Source organism: Salinibacterium sp. CAN_S4, assembly GCF_015752305.1.
Taxonomy (GTDB): Bacteria; Actinomycetota; Actinomycetes; order Actinomycetales; family Microbacteriaceae; genus Rhodoglobus.
The window spans coordinates 605,279-632,099 of record NZ_JADOVB010000001.1; the positions used below are offsets into that span (position 1 = coordinate 605,279).

Annotated in this window: 26 protein-coding genes; 5 read left to right on the forward strand and 21 right to left on the reverse strand. The window is 66.0% G+C overall.

The features are described from left to right. Positions 1-48: 48 nt before the first annotated feature. The 13 genes from IWX81_RS03060 to IWX81_RS03120 all read right to left on the reverse strand — a co-directional run bounded on the left by IWX81_RS03060 (position 49) and on the right by IWX81_RS03120 (position 14,792). On the reverse strand, positions 49-1,506 hold the full coding sequence (locus tag IWX81_RS03060; RefSeq protein WP_199279780.1) for a glutamate synthase subunit beta: 1,458 nt from the start codon (positions 1,504-1,506) through the stop codon (positions 49-51). Continuing rightward, positions 1,499-6,073, reverse strand: coding sequence for a glutamate synthase large subunit (gltB, locus tag IWX81_RS03065; protein WP_199279781.1), 4,575 nt, complete (start codon positions 6,071-6,073; stop codon positions 1,499-1,501). The genes IWX81_RS03060 and gltB overlap by 8 nt, the downstream gene beginning before the upstream one ends. A gap of 87 nt (positions 6,074-6,160) precedes the next feature. Further along, complete coding sequence (gene lgt, locus IWX81_RS03070; RefSeq protein WP_334592854.1) at positions 6,161-7,243, reverse strand: prolipoprotein diacylglyceryl transferase; 1,083 nt, start codon at positions 7,241-7,243, stop codon at positions 6,161-6,163. Positions 7,244-7,329: 86 nt separating this feature from the next. Continuing rightward, positions 7,330-8,112 (reverse strand): tryptophan synthase subunit alpha, encoded by a 783-nt coding sequence (trpA, locus tag IWX81_RS03075; protein WP_199279782.1) that lies wholly within the window; start codon positions 8,110-8,112, stop codon positions 7,330-7,332. Further along, on the reverse strand, positions 8,109-9,365 hold the full coding sequence (gene trpB, locus IWX81_RS03080; protein WP_199279783.1) for a tryptophan synthase subunit beta: 1,257 nt from the start codon (positions 9,363-9,365) through the stop codon (positions 8,109-8,111). The genes trpA and trpB overlap by 4 nt, the downstream gene beginning before the upstream one ends. Further along, the gene (gene trpC, locus IWX81_RS03085) at positions 9,362-10,135 is read right to left on the reverse strand and encodes an indole-3-glycerol phosphate synthase TrpC (protein WP_199279784.1); all 774 of its coding nucleotides are present in this window, start codon (positions 10,133-10,135) and stop codon (positions 9,362-9,364) included. Before trpC ends, trpB begins: the two co-directional genes overlap by 4 nt. Next, positions 10,135-10,365, reverse strand: coding sequence for a DUF6704 family protein (locus tag IWX81_RS03090; RefSeq protein ID WP_199280418.1), 231 nt, complete (start codon positions 10,363-10,365; stop codon positions 10,135-10,137). Before IWX81_RS03090 ends, trpC begins: the two co-directional genes overlap by 1 nt. A gap of 72 nt (positions 10,366-10,437) precedes the next feature. Beyond that, a complete protein-coding gene (locus IWX81_RS03095) occupies positions 10,438-11,016 on the reverse strand; it encodes a Trp biosynthesis-associated membrane protein (RefSeq protein ID WP_199279785.1) in 579 nt (192 codons plus the stop codon). Beyond that, positions 11,013-12,536, reverse strand: coding sequence for an anthranilate synthase component I (locus IWX81_RS03100; protein ID WP_199279786.1), 1,524 nt, complete (start codon positions 12,534-12,536; stop codon positions 11,013-11,015). Before IWX81_RS03100 ends, IWX81_RS03095 begins: the two co-directional genes overlap by 4 nt. Further along, positions 12,529-12,903 (reverse strand): phosphoribosyl-AMP cyclohydrolase, encoded by a 375-nt coding sequence (hisI, locus tag IWX81_RS03105; RefSeq protein ID WP_199279787.1) that lies wholly within the window; start codon positions 12,901-12,903, stop codon positions 12,529-12,531. Before hisI ends, IWX81_RS03100 begins: the two co-directional genes overlap by 8 nt. Then, on the reverse strand, positions 12,900-13,652 hold the full coding sequence (gene hisF / locus IWX81_RS03110; protein WP_199279788.1) for an imidazole glycerol phosphate synthase subunit HisF: 753 nt from the start codon (positions 13,650-13,652) through the stop codon (positions 12,900-12,902). The genes hisI and hisF overlap by 4 nt, the downstream gene beginning before the upstream one ends. Continuing rightward, positions 13,649-14,488 carry an ATP phosphoribosyltransferase gene (hisG, locus tag IWX81_RS03115; protein WP_199279789.1) on the reverse strand — a complete coding sequence of 280 codons (840 nt, stop codon included), beginning with the start codon at positions 14,486-14,488 and terminating at the stop codon, positions 13,649-13,651. Before hisG ends, hisF begins: the two co-directional genes overlap by 4 nt. 40 nt (positions 14,489-14,528) lie before the next feature. Then, the gene (locus tag IWX81_RS03120; protein ID WP_199279790.1) at positions 14,529-14,792 is read right to left on the reverse strand and encodes a phosphoribosyl-ATP diphosphatase; all 264 of its coding nucleotides are present in this window, start codon (positions 14,790-14,792) and stop codon (positions 14,529-14,531) included. A gap of 59 nt (positions 14,793-14,851) precedes the next feature. Between IWX81_RS03120 and IWX81_RS03125 the strand changes: the two genes are divergently transcribed. Continuing rightward, a complete protein-coding gene (locus IWX81_RS03125; protein ID WP_199279791.1) occupies positions 14,852-15,385 on the forward strand; it encodes a GNAT family N-acetyltransferase in 534 nt (177 codons plus the stop codon). Between the two features lie 36 nt (positions 15,386-15,421). Here IWX81_RS03125 and IWX81_RS03130 read toward each other — a convergent pair whose 3' ends face one another. Continuing rightward, on the reverse strand, positions 15,422-17,740 hold the full coding sequence (locus IWX81_RS03130; protein WP_334592860.1) for an FdhF/YdeP family oxidoreductase: 2,319 nt from the start codon (positions 17,738-17,740) through the stop codon (positions 15,422-15,424). After that, positions 17,737-18,612, reverse strand: a complete 876-nt coding sequence (fdhD, locus tag IWX81_RS03135; protein WP_199279792.1) for a formate dehydrogenase accessory sulfurtransferase FdhD — start codon at positions 18,610-18,612, stop codon at positions 17,737-17,739. Before fdhD ends, IWX81_RS03130 begins: the two co-directional genes overlap by 4 nt. A gap of 86 nt (positions 18,613-18,698) precedes the next feature. Here fdhD and mobA point away from each other — a divergent pair, with 86 nt between their 5' ends. Genes mobA through IWX81_RS03155 form a run of 4 tightly spaced genes read left to right on the forward strand, consistent with a single transcriptional unit; the run spans position 18,699 to position 20,734 of the window. Continuing rightward, the gene (gene mobA, locus IWX81_RS03140) at positions 18,699-19,283 is read left to right on the forward strand and encodes a molybdenum cofactor guanylyltransferase (RefSeq protein ID WP_199279793.1); all 585 of its coding nucleotides are present in this window, start codon (positions 18,699-18,701) and stop codon (positions 19,281-19,283) included. Continuing rightward, entirely contained in the window at positions 19,276-19,560 is a 285-nt protein-coding gene (locus IWX81_RS03145; RefSeq protein WP_199279794.1) for a DUF6457 domain-containing protein, read from the forward strand. Before mobA ends, IWX81_RS03145 begins: the two co-directional genes overlap by 8 nt. Then, the gene (locus IWX81_RS03150) at positions 19,557-20,102 is read left to right on the forward strand and encodes a hypothetical protein (protein ID WP_199279795.1); all 546 of its coding nucleotides are present in this window, start codon (positions 19,557-19,559) and stop codon (positions 20,100-20,102) included. Before IWX81_RS03145 ends, IWX81_RS03150 begins: the two co-directional genes overlap by 4 nt. After that, the gene (locus tag IWX81_RS03155; protein ID WP_199279796.1) at positions 20,072-20,734 is read left to right on the forward strand and encodes a molybdopterin-binding protein; all 663 of its coding nucleotides are present in this window, start codon (positions 20,072-20,074) and stop codon (positions 20,732-20,734) included. Before IWX81_RS03150 ends, IWX81_RS03155 begins: the two co-directional genes overlap by 31 nt. 61 nt (positions 20,735-20,795) lie before the next feature. Here IWX81_RS03155 and IWX81_RS03160 read toward each other — a convergent pair whose 3' ends face one another. The 6 genes from IWX81_RS03160 to fmt all read right to left on the reverse strand — a co-directional run bounded on the left by IWX81_RS03160 (position 20,796) and on the right by fmt (position 26,814). After that, positions 20,796-21,170: an FKBP-type peptidyl-prolyl cis-trans isomerase gene (locus tag IWX81_RS03160; RefSeq protein ID WP_199279797.1), complete on the reverse strand. Its 375-nt coding sequence runs from the start codon at positions 21,168-21,170 to the stop codon at positions 20,796-20,798. A gap of 42 nt (positions 21,171-21,212) precedes the next feature. Then, positions 21,213-21,866 (reverse strand): ribulose-phosphate 3-epimerase, encoded by a 654-nt coding sequence (rpe, locus tag IWX81_RS03165; protein ID WP_199279798.1) that lies wholly within the window; start codon positions 21,864-21,866, stop codon positions 21,213-21,215. An 18-nt stretch (positions 21,867-21,884) separates the two neighbouring features. Beyond that, positions 21,885-22,901 (reverse strand): CNNM domain-containing protein, encoded by a 1,017-nt coding sequence (locus IWX81_RS03170; protein ID WP_199279799.1) that lies wholly within the window; start codon positions 22,899-22,901, stop codon positions 21,885-21,887. Then, a complete protein-coding gene (locus IWX81_RS03175) occupies positions 22,898-24,292 on the reverse strand; it encodes a hemolysin family protein (protein WP_199280420.1) in 1,395 nt (464 codons plus the stop codon). The genes IWX81_RS03170 and IWX81_RS03175 overlap by 4 nt, the downstream gene beginning before the upstream one ends. Before the next feature lie 204 nt (positions 24,293-24,496). Next, positions 24,497-25,855 carry an RsmB/NOP family class I SAM-dependent RNA methyltransferase gene (locus IWX81_RS03180; RefSeq protein WP_199279800.1) on the reverse strand — a complete coding sequence of 453 codons (1,359 nt, stop codon included), beginning with the start codon at positions 25,853-25,855 and terminating at the stop codon, positions 24,497-24,499. Beyond that, a complete protein-coding gene (fmt, locus tag IWX81_RS03185; protein WP_199279801.1) occupies positions 25,852-26,814 on the reverse strand; it encodes a methionyl-tRNA formyltransferase in 963 nt (320 codons plus the stop codon). The genes IWX81_RS03180 and fmt overlap by 4 nt, the downstream gene beginning before the upstream one ends. Between the last annotated feature and the right edge of the window lie 7 nt (positions 26,815-26,821).

Below are 26,821 nucleotides of genomic sequence, written 5' to 3' on the forward strand. Positions count from 1 at the left end.
TTCTGTGGGTACTGCAGTGGTGGTGGTGGTGGTGGTGGTGGTGGATGGTCAGATTGCGAGGCCGTGGTCGGTCGGTTTGACCGGGAACGGCAACAGTGTGTCACCTTCAAGGTAACGATCGACGGCGGATGCCGCTGCCCGGCCCTCGGCGATGGCCCAGACGATGAGCGACTGGCCGCGGCCGGCGTCACCGGCGACGAACACGCCGGCCTCGCTGGTCTCGTACATTCCGTCGCGCTCGATGTTGCCCTTGCTGTCGAAAGGCACGGGCAACTGGGCATCGATGGAACCGGACTCAGGACCGGTGAAACCCAGCGCGAGAAGAACCAGGTCTGCCGGGATCTCCCGCTCCGTGCCCGACTTCGGAACGCGACGACCGTCGATGTACTCGGTTTCGGCAACCCGGATCGCCCTGACCTCCCCTGCGTCGTTCGACAGGAATTCGACGGTGGACGCGAGGTAGACACGCTCGCCGCCCTCTTCATGGGCGCTCGACACTTCGAACAGAGTCGGTGCCATCGGCCACGGCTGGTGCTCGGGGCGCTCACCGGGCGGCTGGATGCCGATGGCAAGGTTCGTCACGGACAGGGCGCGCTGGCGGTGCGACGTTCCGATGCAGTCGGCTCCGGTATCTCCACCACCGAGCACGACGACGTGCTTTCCCTCTGCCGTAATCTGCTCGGACACGGTGTCGCCAGCGCCGACCTTATTCGCCTGCACGAGGTATTCCATGGCGAAATGCACTCCCATGAGGTCCCGGCCTGGAACGGGGAGATCACGGGGCACGGTAGCGCCCGTCGCGACGATGACCGCGTCATACCGGGACTTCAGGTCGCTCCAGCTGATGTCGACACCGATCTCGACTCCGGCCCGGAAACGGGTCCCCTCGGCCTGCATCTGGGAGATCCGAAGCTCGATGTGCTTCTTCTCCATCTTGAAATCGGGGATGCCGTACCGCAGCAACCCTCCGATGCGGTCGTCCCGCTCGTAGACGGCAACGGTGTGACCGGCCCTGGTCAGCTGCTGGGCGGCAGCGAGACCGGCGGGTCCGGAACCGACGACGGCGACGGTCTTGCCGGTGAGCCGTTCCGGTGGACGCGGGGTGACGAGCCCATTGGCGAAGGCCTGGTCGATGATGGAGACCTCGACCTGCTTGATGGTCACAGCGGGCTGATTGATCCCCAGCACGCACGAACTCTCGCAGGGAGCCGGGCACAGCCTGCCTGTGAACTCTGGGAAGTTATTGGTCGCGTGCAGGCGTTCGATCGCCTGGGCACCCTCTCCGCGCCACGTGAGGTCGTTCCATTCGGGGATCAGGTTGCCGAGGGGGCAGCCCTGGTGACAGAACGGGATGCCGCAATCCATGCAGCGGCCGGCCTGGCGCTTGAGTTCGGAGGAATCCTGCTGCTCGTAGACTTCTTTCCAGTCCATGAGCCGCAACGCCACGGGGCGGCGTTTGGCAGTCTCCCGCTGCTGTACCTTCAGGAATCCCTTGGGATCAGCCACCGGTCACCTCCATGATTCGAGCCCAGGTCACATCGCCGTCGGGGTCGAGCCCCTCGTCGATCGCCGTCTGGCGTGTCTGCAGTACCGCAGCGTAGTCGCGCGGCAGAACTTTGGTGAAACGGTCGATCGCGGCATCCAGATCGGCCAGCATCGCCTCGGCGACCGCTGAGCCCGTCTCGTCGAGGTGTCGCTGGAGCAGGTCACTCAGGATCTCCACGTCGGCGCTGCCGAGCGGCACGAGGGTGAGCTCGCCGGTGCGCAGCGAATCCGCGTTGACGCGCTCGGTCGCCAGGTCGTAGATATACGCCGTTCCACCCGACATTCCCGCGCCGAGGTTGCGGCCTGTCTCGCCGAGAATGACGGCCAGTCCACCGGTCATGTACTCCAGGGCATGGTCTCCCACACCCTCGACGACCGCCGTGGCTCCCGAGTTTCGCACCAGGAACCGTTCGCCCACGATACCGCGCAGGAACATGCTGCCCTGCGTGGCGCCGTAGCCGATCACGTTGCCGGCGATCACATTCTGCTCTGCGGGGAACGTGCTCGACGCGCTCGGCCGGATGACGATCTGCCCGCCGCACAGCCCCTTACCGACATAGTCGTTGCTGTCGCCCTCGAGGCGCAGGGAGATGCCCGCGGGCATGAACGCCCCGAGCGACTGGCCTGCGGTCCCCGTCAGGCGCACCTCGATGGTGCCGTTGGGCAGGCCGTTCTCGCCGTGCCGCACCGTCACTTCGTGACCGAGCATCGTACCCACGGCGCGTTCGGTGTTCCGGATGGGCAATTCGATGACGACGGGTGTGCCGTGGTCGAGTGCGTCGGCGCTGAGCCTGATCAGCTGGCGATCGAAGTGCTTCTCGAGCTCGTGATCCTGGCTTACGCGGTTGATCCGTGGCTCGTCCTCGCTGAAGTCCGGTCCGGCGAACACCGGGCTCAGGTCGAGACCATCGGCCTTCCAGTGCTCGACGGCGCGAGCGGCATCCAGCAGTTCGCTGTGACCGATCGCCTCGTCGAGACTGCGGAATCCGAGAGCGGACAGGTACTCGCGTACCTCCTGCGCCAGGAACTCGAAGAAATTGACGATGAACTCCGGCTTGCCGGTGAAGCGCGCCCGGAGCTCGGGGTTCTGGGTGGCGACGCCCACGGGGCACGTGTCGAGGTGACAGACCCGCATCAGGATGCAGCCAGAGACCACGAGTGGAGCTGTCGCGAATCCGTATTCCTCGGCTCCGAGCAGCGCGCCGATGATGACGTCGCGACCGGTCTTCATCTGGCCGTCGACCTGCACGACGACGCGGTCACGCATGCCGTTGAGCATGAGGGTCTGCTGCGTCTCAGCCAGCCCGATCTCCCACGGCGTTCCCGCGTGCTTGAGGGAGTTCAGCGGGCTCGCGCCCGTGCCACCGTCGTGACCGGATACCAGCACGACGTCGGCGAGAGCCTTCGTGACTCCGGCGGCTACAGCACCGATCCCGGACTGGCTCACGAGCTTGACGTGCACCCGGGCCGCAGGGTTGGCGCGCTTGAGGTCGAAGATCAACTGCTTGAGATCTTCGATCGAGTAGATGTCGTGATGCGGCGGCGGCGAGATGAGCCCCACTCCCGCGGTGCCGTGCCGGGTCCGCGCGATCCACGGATAGACCTTGTTGGCGGGCAGCTGGCCGCCCTCGCCGGGCTTTGCACCCTGGGCCATCTTGATCTGGATGTCTGTGGCGTGCGTGAGATACATGCTCGTGACACCGAACCGGCCGGAGGCGACTTGCTTGATCGCACTGCGACGCTCGGGGTCGAGGAGCCGTTCGACGTCCTCTCCGCCCTCACCCGTGTTGGACCTGCCGCCGAGCTGGTTCATGGCGATCGCCATGGTCTCGTGCGCTTCCTGGCTGATGGATCCGTAGCTCATCGCACCGGTGTTGAAGCGCTTGACGATCGACTCGACGGGCTCCACCTCGTCGATGGGGACGACAGGCCGGACGCCTTCCTTGATCGAGAAGAGTCCGCGCAGTGTCATCAGGTTCTCGGCCTGGTCGTCGACGAGCTTCGTGTATTCGCGGAAGATGTCGTACCGGCGGGACCGCGTGGCATGCTGAAGTCTGAATACCGTCTCGGGGTTGAAGAGATGTGGCGGGCCCTCGCGACGCCACTGGTACTCGCCGCCAGTGGTGAGCCGCTCGTGCGGGCTCGTGGCCCCGTCTTCCGGGTATGCCGCAGCGTGCCGGGCGGCGCTCTCCGCAGCGATCACGTCGATTCCCACCCCGCCGAGCAGTGTCGATGTGCCGGTGAAGTACTGGTCGACGAAGGCCTGCCCGAGACCGACGGCCTCGAAGGCCTGTGCTCCCGCGTAGGAGCCGACGACGGAGATTCCCATCTTCGACATGATCTTCAGCACGCCTTTGCCGAGACCCTTGATCAGGTTGCCGACAGCTTTCTCTGTCGTCAGCCCCTGGATCATCCCGCTGCGCACGAGCTCTTCTGCTGTTTCCATGGCTAGGTACGGGTTGATCGCCGACGCACCGTATCCCACGAGGAGAGCGACGTGATGAACCTCACGAACGTCCCCGGCCTCGACGATGAGCCCGACCTTCATGCGATTCTCTTCGCGGATCAGGTGGTGGTGCACTGCCGCCAGGGACAGCAGTGACGGGATCGGTGCGAGATCCTTGTTCGAGTCGCGGTCGGAGATCACGATGAACTGGGCCCCGCTGCGGATAGCCTCATCCACCTCGGAGCAGAGCTTTGCGAGCCGCTTCTCCATGGCCTTCTCGCCCTTGTCGACGCGGTAGAGGGCGCGCAGGGTGACGGTCGGACGCCGACCGCTCGAGGTCTCGAAATGCTGGATCTTCGCCAGTTCGTCGTTGTCGATTACCGGGAAGTCGAGCGAGATCTGCTTGGCGTGCTCCGGAGTAGCCGTCAGGAGGTTGCGCTCCGGCCCCAGGCCCGATTTCATCGAGGTGACGACTTCTTCCCGAATCGAGTCGAGCGGGGGGTTGGTCACCTGCGCGAACTGCTGGGTGAAGTAGTCGAACAGCAGCCGCGGCCGATCCGACAGCACCGCGATCGGGGTGTCCGAGCCCATCGCGCCGAGAGGCTCTGCGGCGTTCTGCGCCATGGGCGTGATCAGGATGCGCAGCTCTTCTTCGGTGTAACCGAAGGTGCGCTGGCGCCGGATCACCGATGCCGGGGTGTGCACGATGTGCTCGCGCTGTGGGAGATCCTTCAGCGCGATCCGACCGGACTCGAGCCATTCGGCCCACGGCTCGGCTGCGGCGAGCTCTGCCTTGATTTCGTCGTCCTCGATGATGCGACCCTGCTCGGTGTCGACGAGGAACATCTTGCCCGGGCGAAGCCGACCCTTGCGCACGACGCGGCTCGGCTCGATGTCGAGCACGCCGATCTCGCTCGCCAGCACGACGAGACCCTCGTCGGTGACGAGGTAACGCCCGGGGCGCAGCCCGTTGCGGTCGAGGGTGGCCCCCACAAGCGATCCGTCGGTGAAGACGAGAGCGGCAGGGCCGTCCCAGGGCTCCATGAGCATGGAGTGGTACTCGTAGAACGCGCGGCGGGCTGGATCGACATCCGTCTGGTTCTCATAGGCCTCTGGCACCATCATCATCATGGCGTGCGGCAGCGAACGCCCCGCGAGGTTCAGCAGTTCCACGACCTCGTCGAACGATGCGGAGTCGCTCGCGCCATCGGTGTTGATGGGGAGGATCGACCGGATGTCGCCGAGCACATCGCTCTCGAGCTGTGACTGTCGGGCGCGCATCCAGTTGCGGTTGCCCTGCACCGTGTTGATCTCGCCGTTGTGGGCGATCATCCTGAACGGCTGGGCCAGCGGCCAGGACGGGAATGTGTTCGTCGAATACCGCGAGTGCACCAGCGCCAGCTTCGACGCGAATCGCTCGTCGGACAGGTCCGGGTAGAACGGCTCGAGCTGGAGGGTCGTCACCATGCCCTTGTAGACGAGGGTGCGGGACGACAGCGACGGGAAGTAGGCATGGAGTTCGTGCTCGGCCCGCTTGCGCAGCCTGAATGCCTGGCGCTCGAGATCCATACCACCCACGGGTCCGGCGTCGTCGGTGCGGGTGGACTGGAGGAACACCTGCTCGAATGACGGCATGGCCTCGCGGGCGAGGTTGCCGAGGTTGTCGGGCTCGACAGGAACCTCGCGCCAGCCCAGCACGCTGAGGTTCTCGTCCTCCGCCAGCGTCGCGATAGCGGATCTGATCGACTCTCGCTCGACCTCGTCTGTGGGCAGGAACGCCATTCCGACGATGTAGCGGCCGACCTCGGGAAGCTCGAATCCTGCCACCGCGCGCAGGAACTCGTCGGGAATCTGGGTGACGATTCCGGCGCCATCGCCGGTGCCAGCATCAGAACCCACGGCGCCCCGGTGTTCGAGGTTTCTGAGCGCGCTGAGAGCTGTATCGATGATGTCGTGCCCGGCGGTGCCCCGCAGCGTTGCGACCATCGCGAGCCCGCAGGCATCCCGTTCACGCCGAGGGTCGTAGAGACCCGTCGCGCTGGGTATTGAACTGAAACGCTCGAAAGCTGGCGTGACCGCCATGGCAACCGTCCTCACGAATGTGCCTGAACACAACTTGACTTGCGGTGGGGGACATCGGCGGCCCTAAGGGAAAGATCGCCCGGGATGTTAGGGACGAGTCGTACCAGTGCCGCTTGTGGCGAGCGAGTCAGACTCTGCGAGGGCTTCATCGCCGGGTTCGTCAGTGTCTGAGTAGGTCTCTGTCGAGTCTACAGCACCTCCCCCTCTGCCCTCGTGACCCGGGACGTACGGGCTCGGCTCGACGCCGGGGTGGCGGCGCGACTGGTACAGGAACAGTGCGATTCCGAGCACGATCGCAATGATCGCACCCCACACATTCGTACGGATCCCGAAGAAGACCTCACTCGGATCGACCCTTATCGACTCGAACCAGGCACGACCGACGCCGTACCAGATCATGTAGAGGGCCCAGACTTTGCCCCACTGCAGTCGGGTGACCGCGTCGCCCACCGGAACGGGAAGCTTCAGCCCGCCGACAGTCTTCGTCACGAGCCTGAATCGGCGTTCCATCGTCAGCAGGAAGACGATGCCGACGACGTTCCAGATCATCTCGTACAGGAAGGTGGGATGGAAGAGCGTGCCCTCGGCGAGCCCGACCGGGAATGCGGGGTTCGTGGACTCGACCTCGAGACCCCAGGGAAGGTCGGTCGGCTGGCCGAAGAGTTCGTGGTTGAAGTAGTTGCCGAGTCGGCCGAGTGCCTGGGCGAGCAGCATCGCGGGAGCCAGGGCGTCGGCGAAGGTCCAGAAACGGATCCCCGCCAGCCTGCACCCGATCCATGCTCCGACAGCACCACCGATCAGGGAACCGAAGAGGGCGTTTCCGCCGTTCCAGATGCGGACGACCTCCCACGGGTCCGCACCGTCATAGAAATAATCTGCCGGATGCGTCAGCACGTGATAGGCACGAGCGCCGACGAGACCGAGCGGCACGGCCCAGATGATCACATCGAGAACGACCCCGGATTCGACACCGCGCCTCGTGAGCCTGCTGTTGACCAGGACCGTCGCGGCAATGATGCCGGCGAGAATGCAGAGCGCATAGGTGTGGATCGCGATGACCTGGGTCTCACCGATGGCCGGAATCAGGCCGTGCAGCCACCCGATCGGAATCGTGATCGGGATCTGCCACTCTTCGGGCGGGCTGGGAATGCTGAGCGGCATAAGTGGCATACCGGTCGCCTTTCTGAGATGAGACTGAGGTGAAGCTGAGTCAACTGAGCGCTGAAGCAGTCGAGGGCTACGGGAGCCGTTCCGAACTACGCAAGCGTACCCGTTGACAATGCTGCAGCGGTTCGGGCAACGGCTGGCACTCCGCCGTCGGCCAGCGCCTTCACGAGTACCGACCCGACGATGGCACCGTCGGCGTAGTCGAGTACTTCGCGCACCTGGTCGGCAGTCGAGATACCCACCCCGACACAGGCACTCGTCGAGCCAGCCTCGCGAAGGCGCGACACGAGACTGCGCGCAGCGCTGTCGACATCCGCTCGCGCACCCGTGATGCCCATCGTGGATACGGCGTAGACGAAGCCGCGACTCTTCTCCACGGCGAGCCTGAGCCTCGCGCCGGAGGACGAGGGGGCGGCCAGGAATACGTGATCGAGATCGGCGCGCTCGGCTGCCGTCAGCCATGACGTCGCGTTGTCAGCGGTGAGGTCCGGAGTGATGAGCCCGGCACCACCCGCAGCAACGAGGTCGTCGGCAAAGCGTTCGACTCCGTACTGCAGCACAGGGTTGAAGTAGGTCATGACGAGAACTGGCGCCGACACCCGGTCGGTGATCGCCGAGACTGCCTCGAAGGCGTGCTCGAGCTTGAAGCCGTTCTCCAGCGCCTGTTGTGTCGCCTCCTGGATGACCAGGCCATCCATCACCGGATCGGTATACGGGATACCGAGCTCGATGATGTCGACACCGTTCTCCACGAGGGCGACCGCGGCGTCGATGCTCGACTGCAGGTCGGGGAAGCCCGCAGGCAGGTAACCGATGAGTGCACCGGATCCCGCGGCCTTGCGAGCGGCGATCGTCGATTCGACAGTGCTCATCGCTCGACCCCAGGGGCTGCGGATTCGAGGGACGCGGCGTCTTCGGCGACGAGAGCCGCGGTGTCGAGGATGTCGAAGTACTTCGCGGCGGTCTCCATGTCTTTATCGCCGCGACCGCTGAGGTTCACGAGGATGACGGCATCCGGACCCAGCTGCTTCCCCAGTTCGAGCGTGCCAGCGAGGGCGTGCGCGGACTCGATCGCGGGGATGATGCCTTCGGTCCTGCTGAGCAGCCGCAGCGCCTGCATGGCCTCGTCGTCGGTCACGGGAAGGTAGGTGGCCCTTCCGATGTCGTGGAGCCATGAGTGCTCGGGGCCGATTCCGGGGTAGTCCAGGCCGGCGGAGATCGAGTGGGACTCCACAGTCTGACCGTCGGCATCCTGGAGCATGTAGCTGTGTGCGCCGTGCAGCACACCGGGGCGGCCGCGCGAGATCGTGGCGGCGTGACGTTCGGTGAGGTGCCCATCGCCGGCAGCCTCGTAGCCATAGAGCGCGACATCCGGGTCGTCGAGGAACGCGTGGAAGATACCCATCGCGTTGCTGCCGCCACCGACACAGGCGGTGACAGCATCCGGAAGCTTTCCCGTCAGTTCGAGCACCTGGCGCTTGGCTTCTTCGCCGATGATCTTCTGGAAGTCCCTGACCATGGTCGGGAACGGATGCGGGCCCGCCACGGTGCCGAAGATGTAGTTGGTGGTGTCGACGCTCGTGACCCACTCCCGGTAGGCCTCGTTGATGGCGTCTTTCAGGGTGCGCGAGCCTGTGGTCACCGGAATGACCTCGGCTCCGAGCAGCCTCATCCTGGCGACGTTCAGGGCCTGGCGCTCGGTATCGACCTCCCCCATGTAGACGACACACTCGAGCCCGAAGAGCGCGGCTGCCGTGGCCGTGGCGACGCCGTGTTGCCCGGCTCCCGTCTCGGCGATCACCCGCGACTTACCGATGCGCTTGGTGAGCAGCGCCTGGCCGAGCACGTTGTTGATCTTGTGCGACCCCGTGTGGTTGAGGTCTTCACGCTTCAGGATGATGCGAGCACCGCCGGCGTGCTCCGCGAACCTCGGTACCTCCGTGATGATCGACGGTCGGCCGCTGTAGGTCTTGTGGAGCTCGGTGAGCTCGGCGGCGAAGGACGGATCCGCCTTCGCGGCCGTGTATGCGGCATCCAGATCGTCCAGAGCGGCGATGAGCGATTCGGGGACGAACCGTCCGCCGAATTCGCCGAAATACGGGCCTAGTTCATCGCGAAGGTTCATGATGCCAAAAACTCCCTGAGAGTGTGTGCGGGGTCACCGTGGGTGACAAGAGCTTCGCCCACGAGCACCACATCGGCGCCGGCCCTGCGGTAGTGGGCGACATCGGCAGGATGCTTGACGGCGGATTCAGCGACCCGGATCACGCCGCTCGGGATCATGTCCGCGAGTGAACCGAAGAGATCCTGGTCGAGCTCGAACGTGCTGAGGTCGCGCGCATTGACGCCCACGATGTCTGCACCGAGATCGAGCGCTCGGTCGACTTCTTCGGCCGAATGTGCCTCGACGAGAGGAGTCATCCCCAGCTCATTGACGAGCCTGAAGAGGCTCGACAACGTCGGCTGGTCGAGTGCTGCCACGATCAGCAACACGAGGTCCGCGCCCGCAGCCCTCGCCTCCAGCACCTGGTACGGCTCGGCGATGAAGTCCTTACGCAGGACGGGAAGCGATGTGACTGCGCGGACGGCTTCGAGGTCGGCCAGGGATCCACCGAACTTGCGACCCTCCGTCAGCACGCTGATCGCGCTGGCTCCGCCCAGTTGGTATGCCTCGGCGAGCGACGCAGGATCGGGGATCTCGGCGAGAGCACCGCGGGACGGGCTCGCCCGCTTGATCTCGGCGATGATGTGCACCGTGTCTCGCGGCGCGAGCGCCTCGAGCACATCGAGCGCGGGGGCGCGGCTCGTGGCTTCGGCTTCGAGGTCGGCGAGGCTGCGGAGCGAGCGGCGAACCGCGGCGTCGGCGAGAGCCCCTGCGACCAGATCGGCTAGCACTAGGCGTGGGGAGTCGGGGTGAGCTTATCCCCACCGACCCCGTAGCCGAGTCGTGCCAGGACGAGACCGGTCAGCGCACCGACAACCAACAGGCCGGCCGATGCGAAGACGAGCCATGCGATGTTAAGCCAGAATGCGAGGGTGCCGATCGCGAACGCGACCAGCATGATGATGACGGCCGTCCAGGCCGCCGGTGAGTTTCCGTGGCCGGGCTCAGACTCGATGCTCATCATGCTCCATTTCCTAGAGGTACGTAGTCAATTCTAGCCGGATGACCGGGGTCGCCGCGGTCGCGGACGCGGTCAGCGGGTCGTGGGATCCGAGCCGCCACTCAGCGAATCCCAGGCGCCGAGGGGCGTCGTGGTGTCGTCGGCCGGGGTGGCATCGACCGCGTCGTATTTGCGGCTGGGTCCGGGCCAGCGCGGCGAGAGGATGGCCACGGCTGCGCCGTTCACCACGACGAGCGCGCCGGCCAGAACGGCAAGCCACGGCCAGGCCGCGATCGATACTGATGTGACGATCGCGGCGATGGACTCCGGGCCGCTGACGGCGGTGGCCTCGGTGATGGCGGGTGACGAGGCAGCGACCGGCGCTGCTATCGCAGAGATGGCCGTGACGAGCACGACGACACCGATGAGCGATTCGACGACGCCCAACACGATCCTGAGCACTCGGCCCGCGATCGCCAGTGCGCCAGCGAGCGCGAGGCACGCCAGCCCGAGTGCAGACAACCCGGGAGCGGCGGACTGGCCGTCGACATCCAGCGGTTGCCCACCCTCGAGGACGAGAGAGAACCACGACTGGGTCCAGCTCAGCAGGAGCAGGCCTCCCAGGGCCGCCCCGGCGACGATGAGTAGCAGCCTGGCGCGAGCGGAGGTCACGGGATGCGCCGCATCGCATTCGCCACGGCGACGGCCCGCAGCGGGGCAGCCGCTTTGTTGTGGGCCTCCTGGTCTTCGGCGGCCGGGTCGGAGTCGGCAACGAGCCCCGCACCCGCCTGCACGTGAGCGACGCCTCCCACGATCGTCGCGGTGCGGATGGCGATCGCAAGATCCGCGTCGCCGGCGAAGTCGAAATACCCGACGACTCCCCCGTACACGCCGCGCTGCGCCGGCTCCAGCTCGTCGATGATCTCCAGCGCCCTCGGCTTCGGTGCACCAGAGAGTGTTCCGGCGGGGAACGTCGCGCGGAACACATCGATGGAGTTCGCTTCAGCGGTCAGATCGCCTTCGACCGATGACACCAGGTGCATGATGTGGCTGAATCGCTCCACCTGCATGAACTCGGTGACCTCTACGGTCCCGGGAGTGCAGACCTTCTGGAGATCGTTCCGGGCCAGGTCCACGAGCATGAGATGTTCGGCCTGCTCCTTACGATCGGCCAGCAACTCGTCGGCCAGCTCGCTGTCGCGCTCAGGGGTGTCCCCACGCGGCCGGGATCCGGCAATCGGATGCATGTAGACCCGCTCGCCCGACACTTTGACGAGCGCTTCAGGGCTTGCCCCGACGATCGAATACGGTTCGCCGTCGGTCCCCACCAGGGTGAGCAGGTACATATATGGCGACGGGTTCAGCGTGCGGAGCACCCGGTACACGTCGATCGGCTCTGCTGTCACCTCCAGGTCGAATCGCTGCGAAATGACCACCTGGAAGACGTCACCGTCCCTGATGTACGTCTTCGACCTCGTGATCGCGGCGAGATAGTCGGCAGGCTCGGTGCGCGAAGTCGGTTCTGGCACGATCGACAGGTCTACGTCGGCGAGCCAGGCACTCGTGGGTTGCGAGATGGCGTGCTGCATGGCGTCGAGTCGACGCTGCGCGTCGCCCCACAGCACGTCACGCTCGACTGTGCCGTCATTGAGGGCGGCGGCGATGAGCATGACGGTACCGAACCGGTGGTCGAGCACGACGAGCTCGGAGACGAAGCTCATCGCCTGCCCGGGGACGGAGAACTCGGCGGGCGGGATGTTCGGCAGGTGCTCGAGCTGACGCACCGCTTCCCAGCCGATGAATCCGACGAGTCCACCCGTCAGGGGCGGGTGACCGTCGACCTTCGGCGTGTTCCAGCGCTCATAGAGGTGTCCGAGCGCAGCGAGCGGCTCGGTCGGGTGCTCGGCTCCGAGCGCACGCTCCACGGGCAGGCCGTAGTCCAGCCACGTGGCCGAATCGCCATCCTGGGTCAGCACCCCGAAACTCGAGACACCCACGAACGAGAACCTCGACCAGATTCCGCCCTGCTCGGCGGATTCGAGCAGGAAGGTGCCCGGCTTTCCCTCGGCCAGCTTGCGATAGACACCCACCGGCGTCTCACCGTCGGCGAAAATCTCCCGGATCACGGGAACGACGCGATGGCCAGCCTCCAGCCTGAGCGTGAAGTCTTCGGCCGTCGTCGAGTTATGCATCGGGTGCTCCTACCGCGGGTTCGAGCGGATCGACGTCGAAGCAGGCGTGTGCACCGGTGTGGCAGGCCGGGCCGTGCTGGTCGACCATGACGAGGAGGGTGTCCGCGTCGCAATCCAGCGCAGCCCCGCGCACGAATTGCGCGTTGCCACTCGTGTCACCCTTGCGCCAGAACTCGCTTCGGCTGCGGCTCCAGAATGTGACCCGACCCTCGGTGAGAGTTCGGCGCAGCGCTTCGGCGTTCATATAGCCGAGCATGAGGACCTCGCGGCTGTCCCACTGCTGGATGATGGCGGGCAGGAGTCCGTCACGATCGAATGTCGCACGCTCGATCACGGCGCCGACCGTCTCTGAGGTCAATTCGCTCATCGCACAACCATCCCGGATCCGTGGAGGGCGTGCTTGATCTCGCCCACCGTCAATTCACCATTGTGGAACACGGATGCCGCGAGCACAGCGTCTGCGCCGGCAGCGATCGCGGGCGCGAAGTGCTCAAGCGCCCCGGCGCCTCCGCTCGCGATGACGGGGACGCTGCTGATCTCACGCATGGCCGTGATCAGCTCGAGGTCGAATCCGCGTTTCGTGCCGTCGGCGTCGATCGAATTGACGAGCAGCTCGCCGGCACCACGCTCGATCGCTTCACGAGCCCACTCGAGGGCATCGAGACTGGTCTCTGTGCGGCCGCCGTGCGTGGTGACGACGAACCGTCCGCCACTGCGTTTCACATCGAGGGAGAGCACGAGAGCCTGCGCGCCGAACCTGTCGGCGATCTCGCCCAGAAGCTCCGGTCGTGCGATCGCGGCGCTGTTGACACCGATCTTGTCGGCACCGTGAGCCTGCAACCTCGCGACATCGTCGGCGGTCCGCACTCCCCCGCCGACGGTCAGCGGGATGAAGACCTGCTCTGCCGTCGCCCGCACGACGTCGTACATGGTCGCGCGCGCATCGACGGTGGCCGTGACGTCGAGGAACGTGATCTCGTCTGCGCCCTGCTCGTAATAGGTGCGGGCGAGCTCGACGGGGTCACCGGCATCCCTCAGGTCGAGAAAATTAACGCCCTTGACGACCCGGCCGGCAGAAACGTCCAGGCAGGCGATGACCCGCACCGCGACCGTCATATGCGTGCGGCGTGAATGGAACTGACGAGGATGGCGCGAGCCCCGACCTCGTAGAGGGCATCCATCACCTGGTTGGTGTCGGCACGGGGAACCATCGCTCGCACGGCCACCCACTCCGGATCCTGCATCGGCGAGATCGTCGGGCTCTCGAGCCCGGGAGTCACGGCAGTGGCCCGCTCGAGGTGCTCGAGCCTCACGTCGTAGTCCATGAGCACGTACTGTCTCGCGACGAGCACTCCCTGCAACCGGCGCTGCAGCGTGGTGATCCCCGGAAGTCCGTCCTGGGCGCTGATGAGCACAGCCGTCGAGTCGAGGATGACCGGTCCGAAGATCTCGAGGCCCTGGGCCCTCAACGTGGATCCGGTCGAGACCACGTCGGCGACGGCATCCGCGACCCCGAGTTTGACGGCGGATTCGACGGCGCCGTCGAGTGACACGATGGTGACCTGCACGCCCTGTCGTGCCAGGAAGTCGCCGACGAGGGCGGGGTAGCTCGTTGCCACCCGCTGTCCCTCGAGACCGGCGAGGTCGGTGAAGCGGCCGGGCGCCGCGGCGAACCTGAAGGTGGAGGCGCCGAAGTCGAGGGTGGTGATCTCGCGCGCGGGGCTGCGGGAATCGAGCAGCAGGTCGCGGCCCGTAATGCCGACGTCGAGGGCGCCGGAGCCCACATAGGTCGCGATGTCGCGGGGGCGGAGGTAGAAGAACTCGACGTCGTTGCGCTCGTCGCGCACGCTCAGGGCCCTCGGGTCACGACGACCCGTGTAGCCGGCCTCGGCGAGCATGTCGGCAGCGGTCTCGCTCAGCGATCCCTTGTTCGGGATGGCAATTCTCAACATGGTGGTCTTTCGATCGAAGTGGGTGTGGAGGCGATGCCGGCTACAAGTGTCGCCAGACATCCGCCGGGGTGAGGCCTTTTGCGATCATCAGGACCTGAAGGTGGTAGAGCAGTTGCGAGATCTCTTCGGCCGTCTCTTCGTCGCTCTGGTACTCGGCGGCCATCCACACCTCGGCGGCTTCCTCGACGATCTTCTTGCCGATGGCGTGCACGCCGGCATCGAGTTCGGCGACCGTGCCGGAGCCCTCAGGGCGCGACACTGACTTCTCGCTCAGCTCAGCGAACAGTTGATCGAAGTTCTTCACCATCCAAGGGTACTAGTGACGGCTCTCACGCCCCGACGACCCCTTGCTAATCTTGCACGGTGAGCCCGGAATCGACATCGAACAACGCACGCGTTCGGTTCTCGCGATTGCCCGAAGCGCTCACGGCAGACCTGGTGGAGCTCAACAACGACCCCCGGGTTCTCCGACACATGCCTTTGGCCCGCGGCGCGTTCACCGCCGAGGGTTGCGCAGACTGGGTCGAAGGAAAGGAAGCGAATTGGCAACTCCACGGCTATGGTCCCGTGGCGCTGTATGTCGATGACGAGTTCGCTGGATGGTGTGGACTCCAGGATGAAGACGGTGAGGCCGATCTCGCTCTCGTGCTCCGCCCACACTTTTGGGGATGGGGTGGCGTTATCCTGGCTGCCATCGTCGAGGATCCCGTCGCCTGCCCGCCGAAGATCAACTCGATCACGGCGATGCTGCCCGTGAGCCGCCGGGGTTCCGGTGTGATGAAGCGGTGGGGATTTTCTGCAGATGCGACCATCGTGGTCGACGGAGTGGTGTTCGAACGGTTCCGAATGGTGAAGACGCATGGCCGCTTCCTCCTGCTCGATGGTGACGAGCACTGACCTACTGACGACGATTGAAGCCCCTCACCATCACCATCACACCGGAGTCTCTGCCCCGGAACCGACCCGTGCCGGCTCCAGCCTTACGATGATCGCTTTCGAGACCGGCGTCTTGCTTTCGTCGGCCGAGCTCGCCAGTGGAACGAGCACGTTGGCCTCGGGGTAGTAGGCCGCCGCGCATCCTTTCGCCGTCGGGTACGACACCACGCGGACGTTGCGCAGTTCGCGATCCGGCTCTCCGGGCCATTCGCTGACGATGTCGACGCGCTGCCCGTCGCTGAGGCCGAGTTCGGTGAGGTCATCCGGATTCACGAAGACGACATCACGGCCGTTCTTCACTCCGCGATAGCGGTCGTTGAGGCTGTAGATCGTGGTGTTGAACTGGTCGTGGGATCGCATGGACTGCAGGATGAGTCTGCCGGCGGGCCGCTCGAGGTGCTCCAGCTCGTTGACCGTGATCATGGCCTTTCCCACGGCTGTGTCGAATCGTCGTTCGTCCCTGGGGCCGTTGGGAAGGATGAATCCGCCCTTTCGCCGCACGTCGTCGTTGAACGATTCGAACCCGGGAACGACCCTCGAGATGTGATCCCGAATGATGTCGTAGTCCCGTTCGAACCCCACCCAGTCGATGCCGTACCTGTCGCCGATGGTGGCCTGCGCGAGCCTCGACACGATCGCGACCTCCGACAGCAACCCGGGGGCCACCGGGGCGACCCTGCCGTGGGTCGCGTGCACGGCACAGACGCTGTCTTCGACCGAGAGGAACTGCGGGCCCGTGGCCTGCAGGTCGATCTCGGTGCGGCCGAGGGTCGGGAGAATGAGCGCTTCATCACCGATGACAGCGTGGGAGCGATTGAGCTTGGTCGACACCTGCACCGTCATCTCGGCGCCGCGCATGGCCGCCTCGGCCACCGCGGTATCCGAGATGGCGCTGACGAAGTTGCCACCGAGCGCGAAGAACACCTTGATGGCCCCGTCGCGCAGCCCTTCGACTGTCGCCACGGAGTCGGCTCCGTGCTCACGCGGTGGTTCGAACGAAAATTCCTTGCCGAGTGCGTCGATGAAGGTGTCACTCATCTGCTCCCAGATGCCCATGGTGCGGTCGCCCTGCACGTTGCTGTGGCCGCGGATCGGAGATGCTCCCGCGCCCGGCTTGCCGATGTTGCCCCTCAGTAACAGCAGGTTGATGAGCTCCTTGAGCGTCTCCACCGACTTCTTCTGCTGCGTGAGGCCCATCGCCCAGGTGATGATGACGCGGTCGGCCGCGAGATAGCGGGCCGCGAATTCGTCGAGCTCGTCGGTGGTGAGCCCCGTCGCCGCCAGGACTGCAGCGTCGTCGAGTTTCGCGATGTGCGCGCTGAACTCCTCGAGCCCGACGCTGTGGTCGGCCAGGAAGGCGTGATCGAGCACGGTGCCCGGTGCGGCGGCCTCGGCATCGAGAACGCGCTTCGAGGTGGCCTGCATCAACGCCATGTCTCCACCGGAGCGGATCTGCAGGAACTGGTCTGCCAGCTCGGTGCCGTGCCCGACGATCCCCCGCACCTTCTGCGGGTTCTTGTAGCGGATGAGTCCGGCCTCCGGCAGCGGATTCACCCCGATGATCGTGGCGCCGTTGCGCTTGGCCTCCTCCAGTGCCGTGAGCATCCGGGGATGGTTCGTGCCGGGGTTCTGGCCCATGACGATGATCAGGTCGCTCCTGGCGAAGTCCTCGTAGGCGATGGTCGACTTTCCGACGCCGATCACCGCATTGAGGGCGAGACTCGTGGACTCGTGGCACATGTTCGAGCAGTCAGGCAGGTTGTTGGTGCCGAACGCTCGAACGAAGAGCTGGTAGGCGAAGGCCGTCTCATTGGCCGTGCGTCCGCTGGTGTAGAACGTCGCTTCGTCCGGGCTGGCGAGGCCGCTGAGCTTATCGGCGACGATGGAGAACGCGTTATCCCAGGTGACCCGCACGTAGTGGCTCGCGCCCTTCGCCCGGTACATCGGCTCGGTCAGCCGGCCCAGCAGGCCGAGCTCGTATTCCGAGATGCCGAGCATGTCGTCGATTGAGTTCTCGGCGAAGAAGCTCCTCGGCACCGTGACGGGGGTGGCCTCCCACGTGACTGCCTTAGCGCCGTTCTCGCAGAACTCGGCGGGGCTGCGGTGATCCGGATCGGGCCAGGCGCAGCTCATGCAGTCGAACCCGCCCTTCTGATTCATGGAGGTCATCAGTTGCGCTGTGCGCACCGGTCCCATGTCTCTGAGGGCAGGACCCATCGACTTCAGGATCGCGGGGATGCCGACCGCCCAGGTCTCCCGATGTCCGATTTCGAGATCGGGGTAGGCACCGGTCTCGCCGGTTTCACGAATGCTCACTGTGCTGCCACGCTCTCTCTGTTCGATGTTTCGCTGGATGCATCTGCTGCGATGCGTGCCTCGCCCGAGTACACGACCATGGAGTCGCCCCTCAGGAATCCGACCACGGTCATACCGAGCTCCGAGGCGAGTTCGATCGCGAGCGACGAGGGGGCAGATACGGCGGCCATGATGGGGATGCCCGCCATCGACGCCTTCTGCGTCAGCTCGAAACTGGCCCGGCCAGAGACCATCAGCACCGTTCTCCGCAGCGGCAGCCTGTCTTCCTTCACGGCCCAGCCGATCACTTTGTCCACCGCGTTATGCCTGCCGACATCTTCGCGCAGCACGAGCAACTCGCCGGTGACCGTGTCGAAGAGCGCTGCGGCGTGAAGACCGCCGGTCTTCTCGAAGACGTCCTGACCGGCGCGCAACCGCTCAGGCAGCGCGACGAGGAACTCGGGAGTCACCGAGACGTGATCGTGGTCGACCGGCCAGGTGGAGAGGGTGCGCACGGCATCGATGCTCGCCTTGCCGCACAGTCCACAGGAACTGGTCATGTAGAAGTTGCGCTCGAGACTCGGATCGGGCTTCGGAACGCCGGGCGCGAGGCTCACATCGAGCACGTTGTAGGTGTTGTGCCCATCCGCCGTCGCCCCGGCGCAATAGCGGATGGCGCCGAGCTGGTCGCCCCGGGAGATCACGCCCTCAGAGACGAGAAAGCCCGCGGCCAGGTCGAAATCGTGTCCGGGCGTGCGCATGGTGATGCTCAGCGCCGTGCCAGCCACCCTAATCTCCAGTGGCTCCTCGACCGCCAAAACATCGTCTCGCGGCACCGGCTCGCGGCCGACCGTGATCCTGGTTACCCTGCGGCGTGCGGTGATTCTGCCCATGCTCTATGCCTAGCACTGTCAGCGTGATGCCGGAACCGAATCCCCGCGGCCCGGCTGCATCGGCAGAAAACTCCTAGAGTGAGAGCATGCTTTTCGACGCCGTGGTTCTCGCCGGTGGCAGGTCGAGCAGGCTCGACGGGCATCCCAAATCCGAGCTGGAGTTCGACGGCTCGACACTGCTGCAGCGCACCATCGACGCGGTGCAGGATGCCCGGCAGGTCGTGCTCGTCGGTGAACCCGGCACGGCAGAACTCTCCCCCGCCACCATCGTCACCCGGGAGACTCCGGCCTTCGGCGGGCCCGCTGCCGCGATCGCAGCGGGGCTCGACGCAGCCACCGGCCCCCTCGCGGAGTGGGTCGTGGTGCTCGCCTGCGACATGCCGTTCGTGGCACGTGCCGTGCCGCTGTTGCTCGCGACGGCCGCCGGTGACGGCGTGCTCGCAGTGGATGACGACGGGCGCCGCCAGTATCTGCTCGCGTGCTACCGCCGTGAAGCTCTCCACGGTGCAGCGCGGCACGCGGCTGTCTCTGGCATATCGGTGCGGGCGCTCATCGCGGGACTCGACACCATCCGAGTGCAGGTTCCCGGTGGCGCATCCACCGATATCGACACCTGGGCTGATGCAGCCCTTTTCGACATCCCCCACCGAACCGGAGATCACCATGACTGACCGTGACGAGGAACAGACCCAGCGCACCCTCGCCGAATGGGCCGACGAACTCGCTCGGGAACTCGGGGTCGCTGACGCTCCCGTCGACATCGACGAGATTCTCGGAATCGCGGGAACCGCCGCCCACTCCGTGCTTCGCCCCGCCGCACCGCTCACGACGTACCTGCTCGGCTACGTGGCCGGCCGGGCCGGGAGCGGGTCGGAGGTCGCGCTGGCCGAGGCTGTGCAGACCGTGCGCCGCCTCGCGGCCGAGCGCGGCTCGAGCCGGCGCGAATGAGCGGCGGAGCGAGCGGGCCCGGCATCGAGTGGCATGAGGCCAGACGGGTGGCCGCCGCTGCGGCATCCGGTCCCGGCGTTGCCGTCGTCGGCCTCGCGGAATCGATCGGTCTCGTGCTCGCTGGCGCTGTGGCGGCGCAGCAGGCAATCCCGCACTTCGCCTCGTCAGCCATGGACGGCTGGGCCGTCGTCGGGGATGGACCCTGGATGCTCGCACCGACCGGAAGCGTCACACCGGGTATGGCGTGGCCGGTGGTCACGGGCCAGCAGCTCCCCGACGGAGTCCGGGGAGTGCTACGAAGCGAACACGGCGAGGTGATCGGAGCCGCACTCCACCTCAACGATCACGCGAAGCACGACGAGCCGCGGCAGGGCCAGCACGTGCGCCTGCCCGCGACCGAAGCCACGCAGGGCGAGATCGTGGTCGAGGCCGGCGCAGTGATCAACCCGGCGCACGTCGCGCTCGCGGCGGCCTGCGGACTCGACGAAGTGAGTGTCCACCGCGACCCGCCGTGGCGATTCTCACCACCGGGGATGAGGTGACCGCGACCGGAGTACCCGCGGCGGGATCGGTGCGCGACAGCTTCGGCCCGCAGCTTCCGGCGCTGGTCGCCATGCTCGGCGGTGTCGTGGCCTCGATCTCGAGCGTCAGTGACGATGAGGATGCCACGGTCGCCGCCCTCTCGACGGCAGCCGCCGAGGCGCGCCTGGTGATCACCACCGGAGGTACCGGACACTCGAGCGCCGACCACCTGAGGCGGTCCCTCCATCGGCTGGACGCGAGGGTCGTGATCCCGGCCCTGGCGATGCGGCCCGGCGGGCCGACGATGCTCGCGATACTTCCGAGCGGTCAGCTCGTGCTCAGCCTCGCGGGCAATCCGCTCGCGGCCATGATGGGACTGTTCAGTCTCGGCGCCCCCGTGCTCGCCGCGCTCTCCGGGTGGTCAGAGGCATCCACGCATCGAATCGGGCTGGCGACCGACGTCTCGGGCAGCCCCGCAGCGACCAGGCTTCTTCCATACTCGGTGAGCGAAGGCCTCGCGACACCGACAGCGTGGACGGGCTCCGCGATGATGCGCGGACTCGCAGCGGCCGACGGCGTGCTGATCGTGCCGCCGGAGGGCGCATCGGCAGGAGACGAGCTCGAGGCTCTGCGCCTGCCCTGGTCTCGCTGAACGACGAAGCGCGGGAGCCGCCGGCACGATACCGGCAGCTCCCGCGCTGATGTCTTAGCAACTACTTGACGCCCAGCAGGTCGATGACGAAGGTCAGGGTGCGGCCCGAGAGCCGATGTCCCCCGCCGGCGGGGCCGTACGCGAGGTGCGGCGGCGCGATGAGCTGGCGGCGACCGCCGACCTTCATGCCGGGGATGCCCTCCTGCCATCCCTTGATGAGGGAAGCGAGGGGGAAGTTGATCGACTGGCCGCGGCTCCAGCTCGAGTCGAACTCCTCGCCGCTCTCGAAGTCGACGCCCAGGTAGTGCACGTCGACGGTCGAGCCGGCCTGCGCCTCGGCGCCGGTGCCCTCCTCGATGTCGATGATCACGAGGTCGGTGGGCTCGGGGCCCTCATAGAACTCGACTTCTGGCTTGGTTCTCGGTGAATCTGTCATGGGACTAGCTAAGCAGATGCCGGATGCCGCGGCGCCCGCACGCTAGTGGGAATGCTGCGCCGCGAGCGAACGCAACAGGTCGATACGAGCGGCAGGGTCGTCCGACCTGAACACCGCGGATCCAGCGACAAAGGTATCGGCGCCGGCTTCTGCGGCAATCGAGATGGTGTCCTCGTCGATGCCACCGTCTACCTGGAGCCAGATATCACGCTCGCCCACGGCCGCGCGCAGCGCCTGCAGCTTGGGCATGGTCGACTCCATGAAACTCTGTCCGCCGAATCCGGGCTCCACCGTCATCACCAGGACCTGGTCGAACTCGGGCAGTAGCTCGAGGTACGGCTCCACCGGGGTGCCGGGCTTCAGCGCGATCCCGGCCCTGGCGCCGATCTCCCGCAGCCGCCGGGCGAGGGCCGTGGCATCCTGTGCCGCCTCCGCGTGGAACGTGACAGAGAACGCGCCGGTTTCGGCATAGCCGGGCGCCCAGCGATCCGGGTCGTCGATCATCAGGTGGACATCGAGGGGCCGCGCCGAGACCTCCTGCAGCCGCCCGACCATTTGCAGGCCGAACGTCAGGTTGGGCACGAAATGGTTGTCCATCACGTCGACGTGCACGAGGTCGGCATTCGAAATCGAGGCGACATCCCGCTCGAGGTTGGCGAAGTCGGCGGCGAGAATGCTGGGGTTGATGCGGACCATGCTGCGAGCCTAGCGAGGTCAGCTCTCCTGGCCCTGCGGAAGCAGTCGTGGCAGCACATCAGACAGGGTGACCACTCCGAGGAACCGTTCGTCGTCCATCACCACGGCAAGCTGCTGGCTGGTGGCCCGCATGCGAGCGATCGACTCATAGACGGGAGTGGACCCGGCGAGAACCAGCGCAGGACGCGCGAGCGGTGCGGCACGCGCCTCCGCCTGCTCGAGAATCGTGTCGCGCACGTGGATGACGCGCGGGGTGTCCAGCGCGGGGTCGCCCACGAGGATCCGCATGTGTCCGGATGTCGAGGCCGCGCGCTGCACATCGGCCACTGTGGCATCCTGTCCCACCATGGTCGGGCGGAGGCGTGAATCGACCAGCTCGTGCAACATGAGTGTCTCGAGTTCGAGTGCACCATCGAGGTGGCGACGGAATGACGGTTCGAGTGCACCGGTCTGCGCAGACAGCTCGACCAGGTGCCGGATGGTCTCGGCATTCTGGCCACCGACGGCCGCGCTCTCGACGGGAACCACCCCGGACGCGCTCACCAGCCTGTTCGCGATGCCATTGACCCAGTGCAGCAGCGGCCGAAAGGGCCAGATGAAGATCCGTGACGGAATTCCGATGAGTTTTGCTGCTGTTTCCGGATGCGCGATCGCCCAGGATTTCGGTGCCATCTCGCCCACGACGAGGTGCAGGAACGTCACGATCAACAGCGACAGGGCGAACGCGAGCGCGACGGAGCTCCATTCGGGAAGCCCCCAGCCGGCAAAGATCGGACCGAGCCAGCCGTCCAGGGCTGGTTTCGTCACGGCTCCCAGAGCGAACGTGCACGCCGTGATCCCCAATTGGGCCCCCGCGAGCATGAGAGTCAGTTCATTGACCCCGCGTAAAGCGGCGCGCGCCGAGCGATCGGCGGCGGCTGTCGCTTCCAGGCGATGACGACGCGCACCCAGCAGGGCGAACTCGATGATGACGAAGAAGGCGCTGAGCGCGATGAGAGCGATAGTGATGATCGCTACGACGACACCGTTACTCATCGGTCGACCTCCCGTGTCGTGTCACCCTCGGCAACGGATCCCGTCTGTATCTCGAGGGCGACCCGCAGCAGGCTCGGGACATGGCGCTCAACCTCGAGCACGTCGATGTGGAGCCAACGATGCACTTCGTCATCGTGCACGAGGTCGGCGGGATCATCGGACAGCGGGATACGAATCATCTCCCCCACCTCCGGCAGTCCGCCGCGCTCGGCGATGACGAGCCCCGCGAGGGTCTCGAAATCTCCGTCAGGCAGGTCGAAGCCTATGGCTCGCTGCGCCTCATCGACATGCACGTCGCCGTCCATGCGCCACACCAGGTCACCCTCGGGTGCCACCGATGGCGCCGCGTCAAGGTCATGCTCGTCGGTGATCTCACCGACGACTTCCTCGGCGAGATCCTCCAGGGTCACGATCCCCGCGAATCCACCGTATTCATCGATCACGCAGGCCAGCTCGTTTCGGGTACGCAGTATCTCGGTGAGAGCCTCTGGCAACTTCATGAGGGTCGGCAACACGACCGCTGGGCGCATGAGCACCGTGACCGGTGAATCGAGAGGAACTGACGTTCCGAGCACATCCGCAAGCTGGACGACTCCGAGGGGCTGGCTCTCGTCGTCGACGACGGGATAGCGGGTGTGAGCCAGGGCCATCATGGAGCGCACCTCCCCGATCGTCGTTTCGGGGCGGACCGTGTTCACGAGTGACCTCGGGATCATGGCATGCTCGACATCCTGTTCGGGGAATTCGAGGATGCGGTCGAGCATCAACGACAGTTCTGCGGAGAGATCCCCGCTGTCCCGGGAATCCGAGACTATGCGCTCCAGATCCTCGGCCGTCGCACTCGAGTCGACGTCGTGAACCGGTTCGATCCGCAGCAGGCGCAGCAATGCGTTCGCGGCCACGTCGAACACCGCGATCAGCCAACCGAAGACCGTGAGGTAGATGGTTGTCGACCTGGCGAGCCTGCGCGCCAACGGCTCAGGGCTCGCGATCGCGAGATTCTTCGGATATAGCTCACCGAAGATCATCTGCACCACCGTCGCGATGACGAGCGCGAGCACGGTACCCGCGGTGATGCTGACGGCTGAGGGAATGCCGACACCACCCAGGAGCGTGCCGATGGATTCCCCGATGAGCGGCTCGGCGACGAACCCCACCAGCAGTCCTGTGACGGTGATGCCGAGTTGAGCTCCGGACAGCATGAACGACGTGCGCTTCGTCACGGTGAGAGCGCGCGCCGCGGCAGCATCGCCCGCGGCGGCCTGGGCACCGAGCCGGTTTCTGTCCACTGACATGTAGGCGAACTCCTGCGCGACGAAGTAGCCGTTCACGGCGATGATCGCCAGCACCACCACGATGCCGATGAGCAGGAGCACAATCGCTTCGATCACCACGCCGTCACCGTAATAACGGCACGTGAGGTGAGCATGACGCGTGCGGGAAGGGTCTTACTGGTGTCGTGGGCCCTGAAGGCCACGGCTAAGTGATCCACGGTCTGGGTCAGCGCCTTTCCTATACGTCGAGACGACCTGTCGGCACACTGTAGCCAACTCTCCTGAGAGTTGGCAGGTCGCTGGCGTTGCGCGCGCGCCCTTCTACGCCTTCGACAGCAACTGGATGAACATGCCGTCGGTACCGTGGCGATGCGGCCACAGCTGCACATGGGTGGCAGACGGCAGGTCGAGCGGCTCCTTGACAATCGACTGCAGCACGGCTGGCGTATCCATCCGCTCCATGTCGACCGCCTTGCGCAGCACCGAAGTGACTATCGCTTTCGTCTCCGCCGCGTGCGGAGAGCAGGTGACGTACGCGAGAAGGCCGCCTGGCTTGAGCGCGGCAATCGCCGACTTCAGCAGCTTCGCCTGCAGGTTGCCGAGTCCCGCCACATCGCTCGGCTGCTTGCGCCAGCGGGCTTCGGGACGGCGACGGAGTGCTCCGAGCCCGGTGCATGGGGCATCCAGCAGAATGCGGTCGAACGCGGCAGGGTACAACGCTCCGATCTCGGTGCCGTCGAGCTCCCAGACCTCGGGGGGAGCCTCGAACACGGCGAGGGCTTTGCGCACTAGTTCGGCCCGCGCGGGAACGAGTTCGTTGGCGGTCAGGATGGCGCCACCGGCGAGAGCCTCGGCGGCGAGCAGCGCGGCTTTCCCGCCGGGCCCGGCGCAGAGGTCGAGCCATTGCTCCCCCGCCCGCACCGGGCGTGCCCGGCTGAGGGTGAGCGCCGCGAGCTGGGATCCTTCGTCCTGCACGCGCGCGCGACCCTCCCGCACGGCGGGAAGGTTGAGCGGATCACCATGGTCGAGAATTGCCCCGACCGGCGAGAAGGCGGCGGGATAGGCATCCAGTTCTTCGACCGTCGACTCCTGCGGAAGTGCAGCGATCGACACCCGAGGTGCGACGTTGTCTGCCGCGAGGGCGCTCTCGAGTTCGGCCTCGCGACCCTCCGCTACGAGCACCTGCCTGAAGGCACGTGTCACCCAGAGCGGATGCGAATACTCGAATGCCAGGGCCTCTTCTCCCGATCCTGCCTCGGCCACCACCCTCTCGCGCCAGGTGTCGGCGTCGGTGCGGGTGATGGTGCGCAGTACCCCGTTGACGAACCCGACAGCGGAGTTGGAGCCCACGGTTTTGGCGAGTTCGACCGACTCGTCGACCGCCGCGTGCTGGGCCACCCGCATCGAGAGCAACTGGTGGCAGGCGAGCCGCAGGACGTCGAGCACGGCAGGATCGATCCTGTCGGTGCCGCGTCGAGCCACCATCGCGATGACGCGGTCGTAGTAGCCCTGCATGCGCAGGGTGCCGTAGGTGAGTTCGGTGGCGAGACCGGCATCTGCTTCAGACAGCTTCGCTCGGCCCAGGCGCACGGGAAGCAGCAGGTTGGCATACGCGTCTGAGTCGCGCACGGCCATGATCACGTCGAGGGCGATGCGGCGGGCGGGCTGGGGCTGGCTCACGATGATGTCTCCGTTGAGGTCCGGGCGAGGACGGGCGCGCCATCGCGACCCCGCCACCACGATGACGCATCCATCGACTTGCGACCCGCGGGATGCACCGTCACGAGCTGCAGCGGGTCCGTTTGCGTGCCGATGATCACGGTGGACCCGACGAGATCGATGACACCGGGGTCACGTCGAGCTGCGTCCCTCGCGATGGCGACGTCGAGCAGTTTGAGCCGCACCCCATCCACGGTGGTGAAGGCACCGGGCTCGGGAGTGACACCCCTGATGACCGCATGCACCGCCGAGGCCGGCTGGTTCCAGTCGATGTCGCCGTCAGCGAGAGCGAGTTTGGGGGCGAGGGTGACATCGCCGAGTTGCACCTCTCCGCGGGCCGAACCGTCGGCAAGCGCGTCGACGACCCCGAGCAGCAACTCGGCACCGGAATCGGAGAGCGACTCGAGGAGGTGCCCTGCGGTCTGGTTCGCACCGATGGTGGCGGTCATCCTGCCGTAGATGTCACCGGCGTCGAGCTCGGGAACGAGCTGGAACACCGTGGCACCCGTGACGTCGTCGCCGGCCATGATCGCGCGTTGCACCGGAGCGGCGCCACGCCAGCGCGGCAGCAGGGAGAAGTGCAGGTTGATCCAGCCGAGCCGCGGGGTCGAGAGCAGCGGCTCCCTGACGAGGCCTCCGTAGGCGACGATCACTCCGAGGTCGGGCTGGAGCTGCTGCACGAGCTCCGTAGCCTCCCCCGCCAGCCGATTCGCCCTGATGACGGGAATGCCGAGCCTCTCGGCTTCGACCGCAACAGGGGTCGCGGTCAGCACGCCGCGCCGACCCTGAGGTGAATCGGCCCTGGTGATGACGGACACGACATCGTGGGATGAGTCGGACAGGAGCGAGAGACTCGGCACGGCCGCGGCCGGACTGCCGGCGAAGACGATGCGGAGGGAGGGTGACAGTGAAGAAGACATCCCGCCA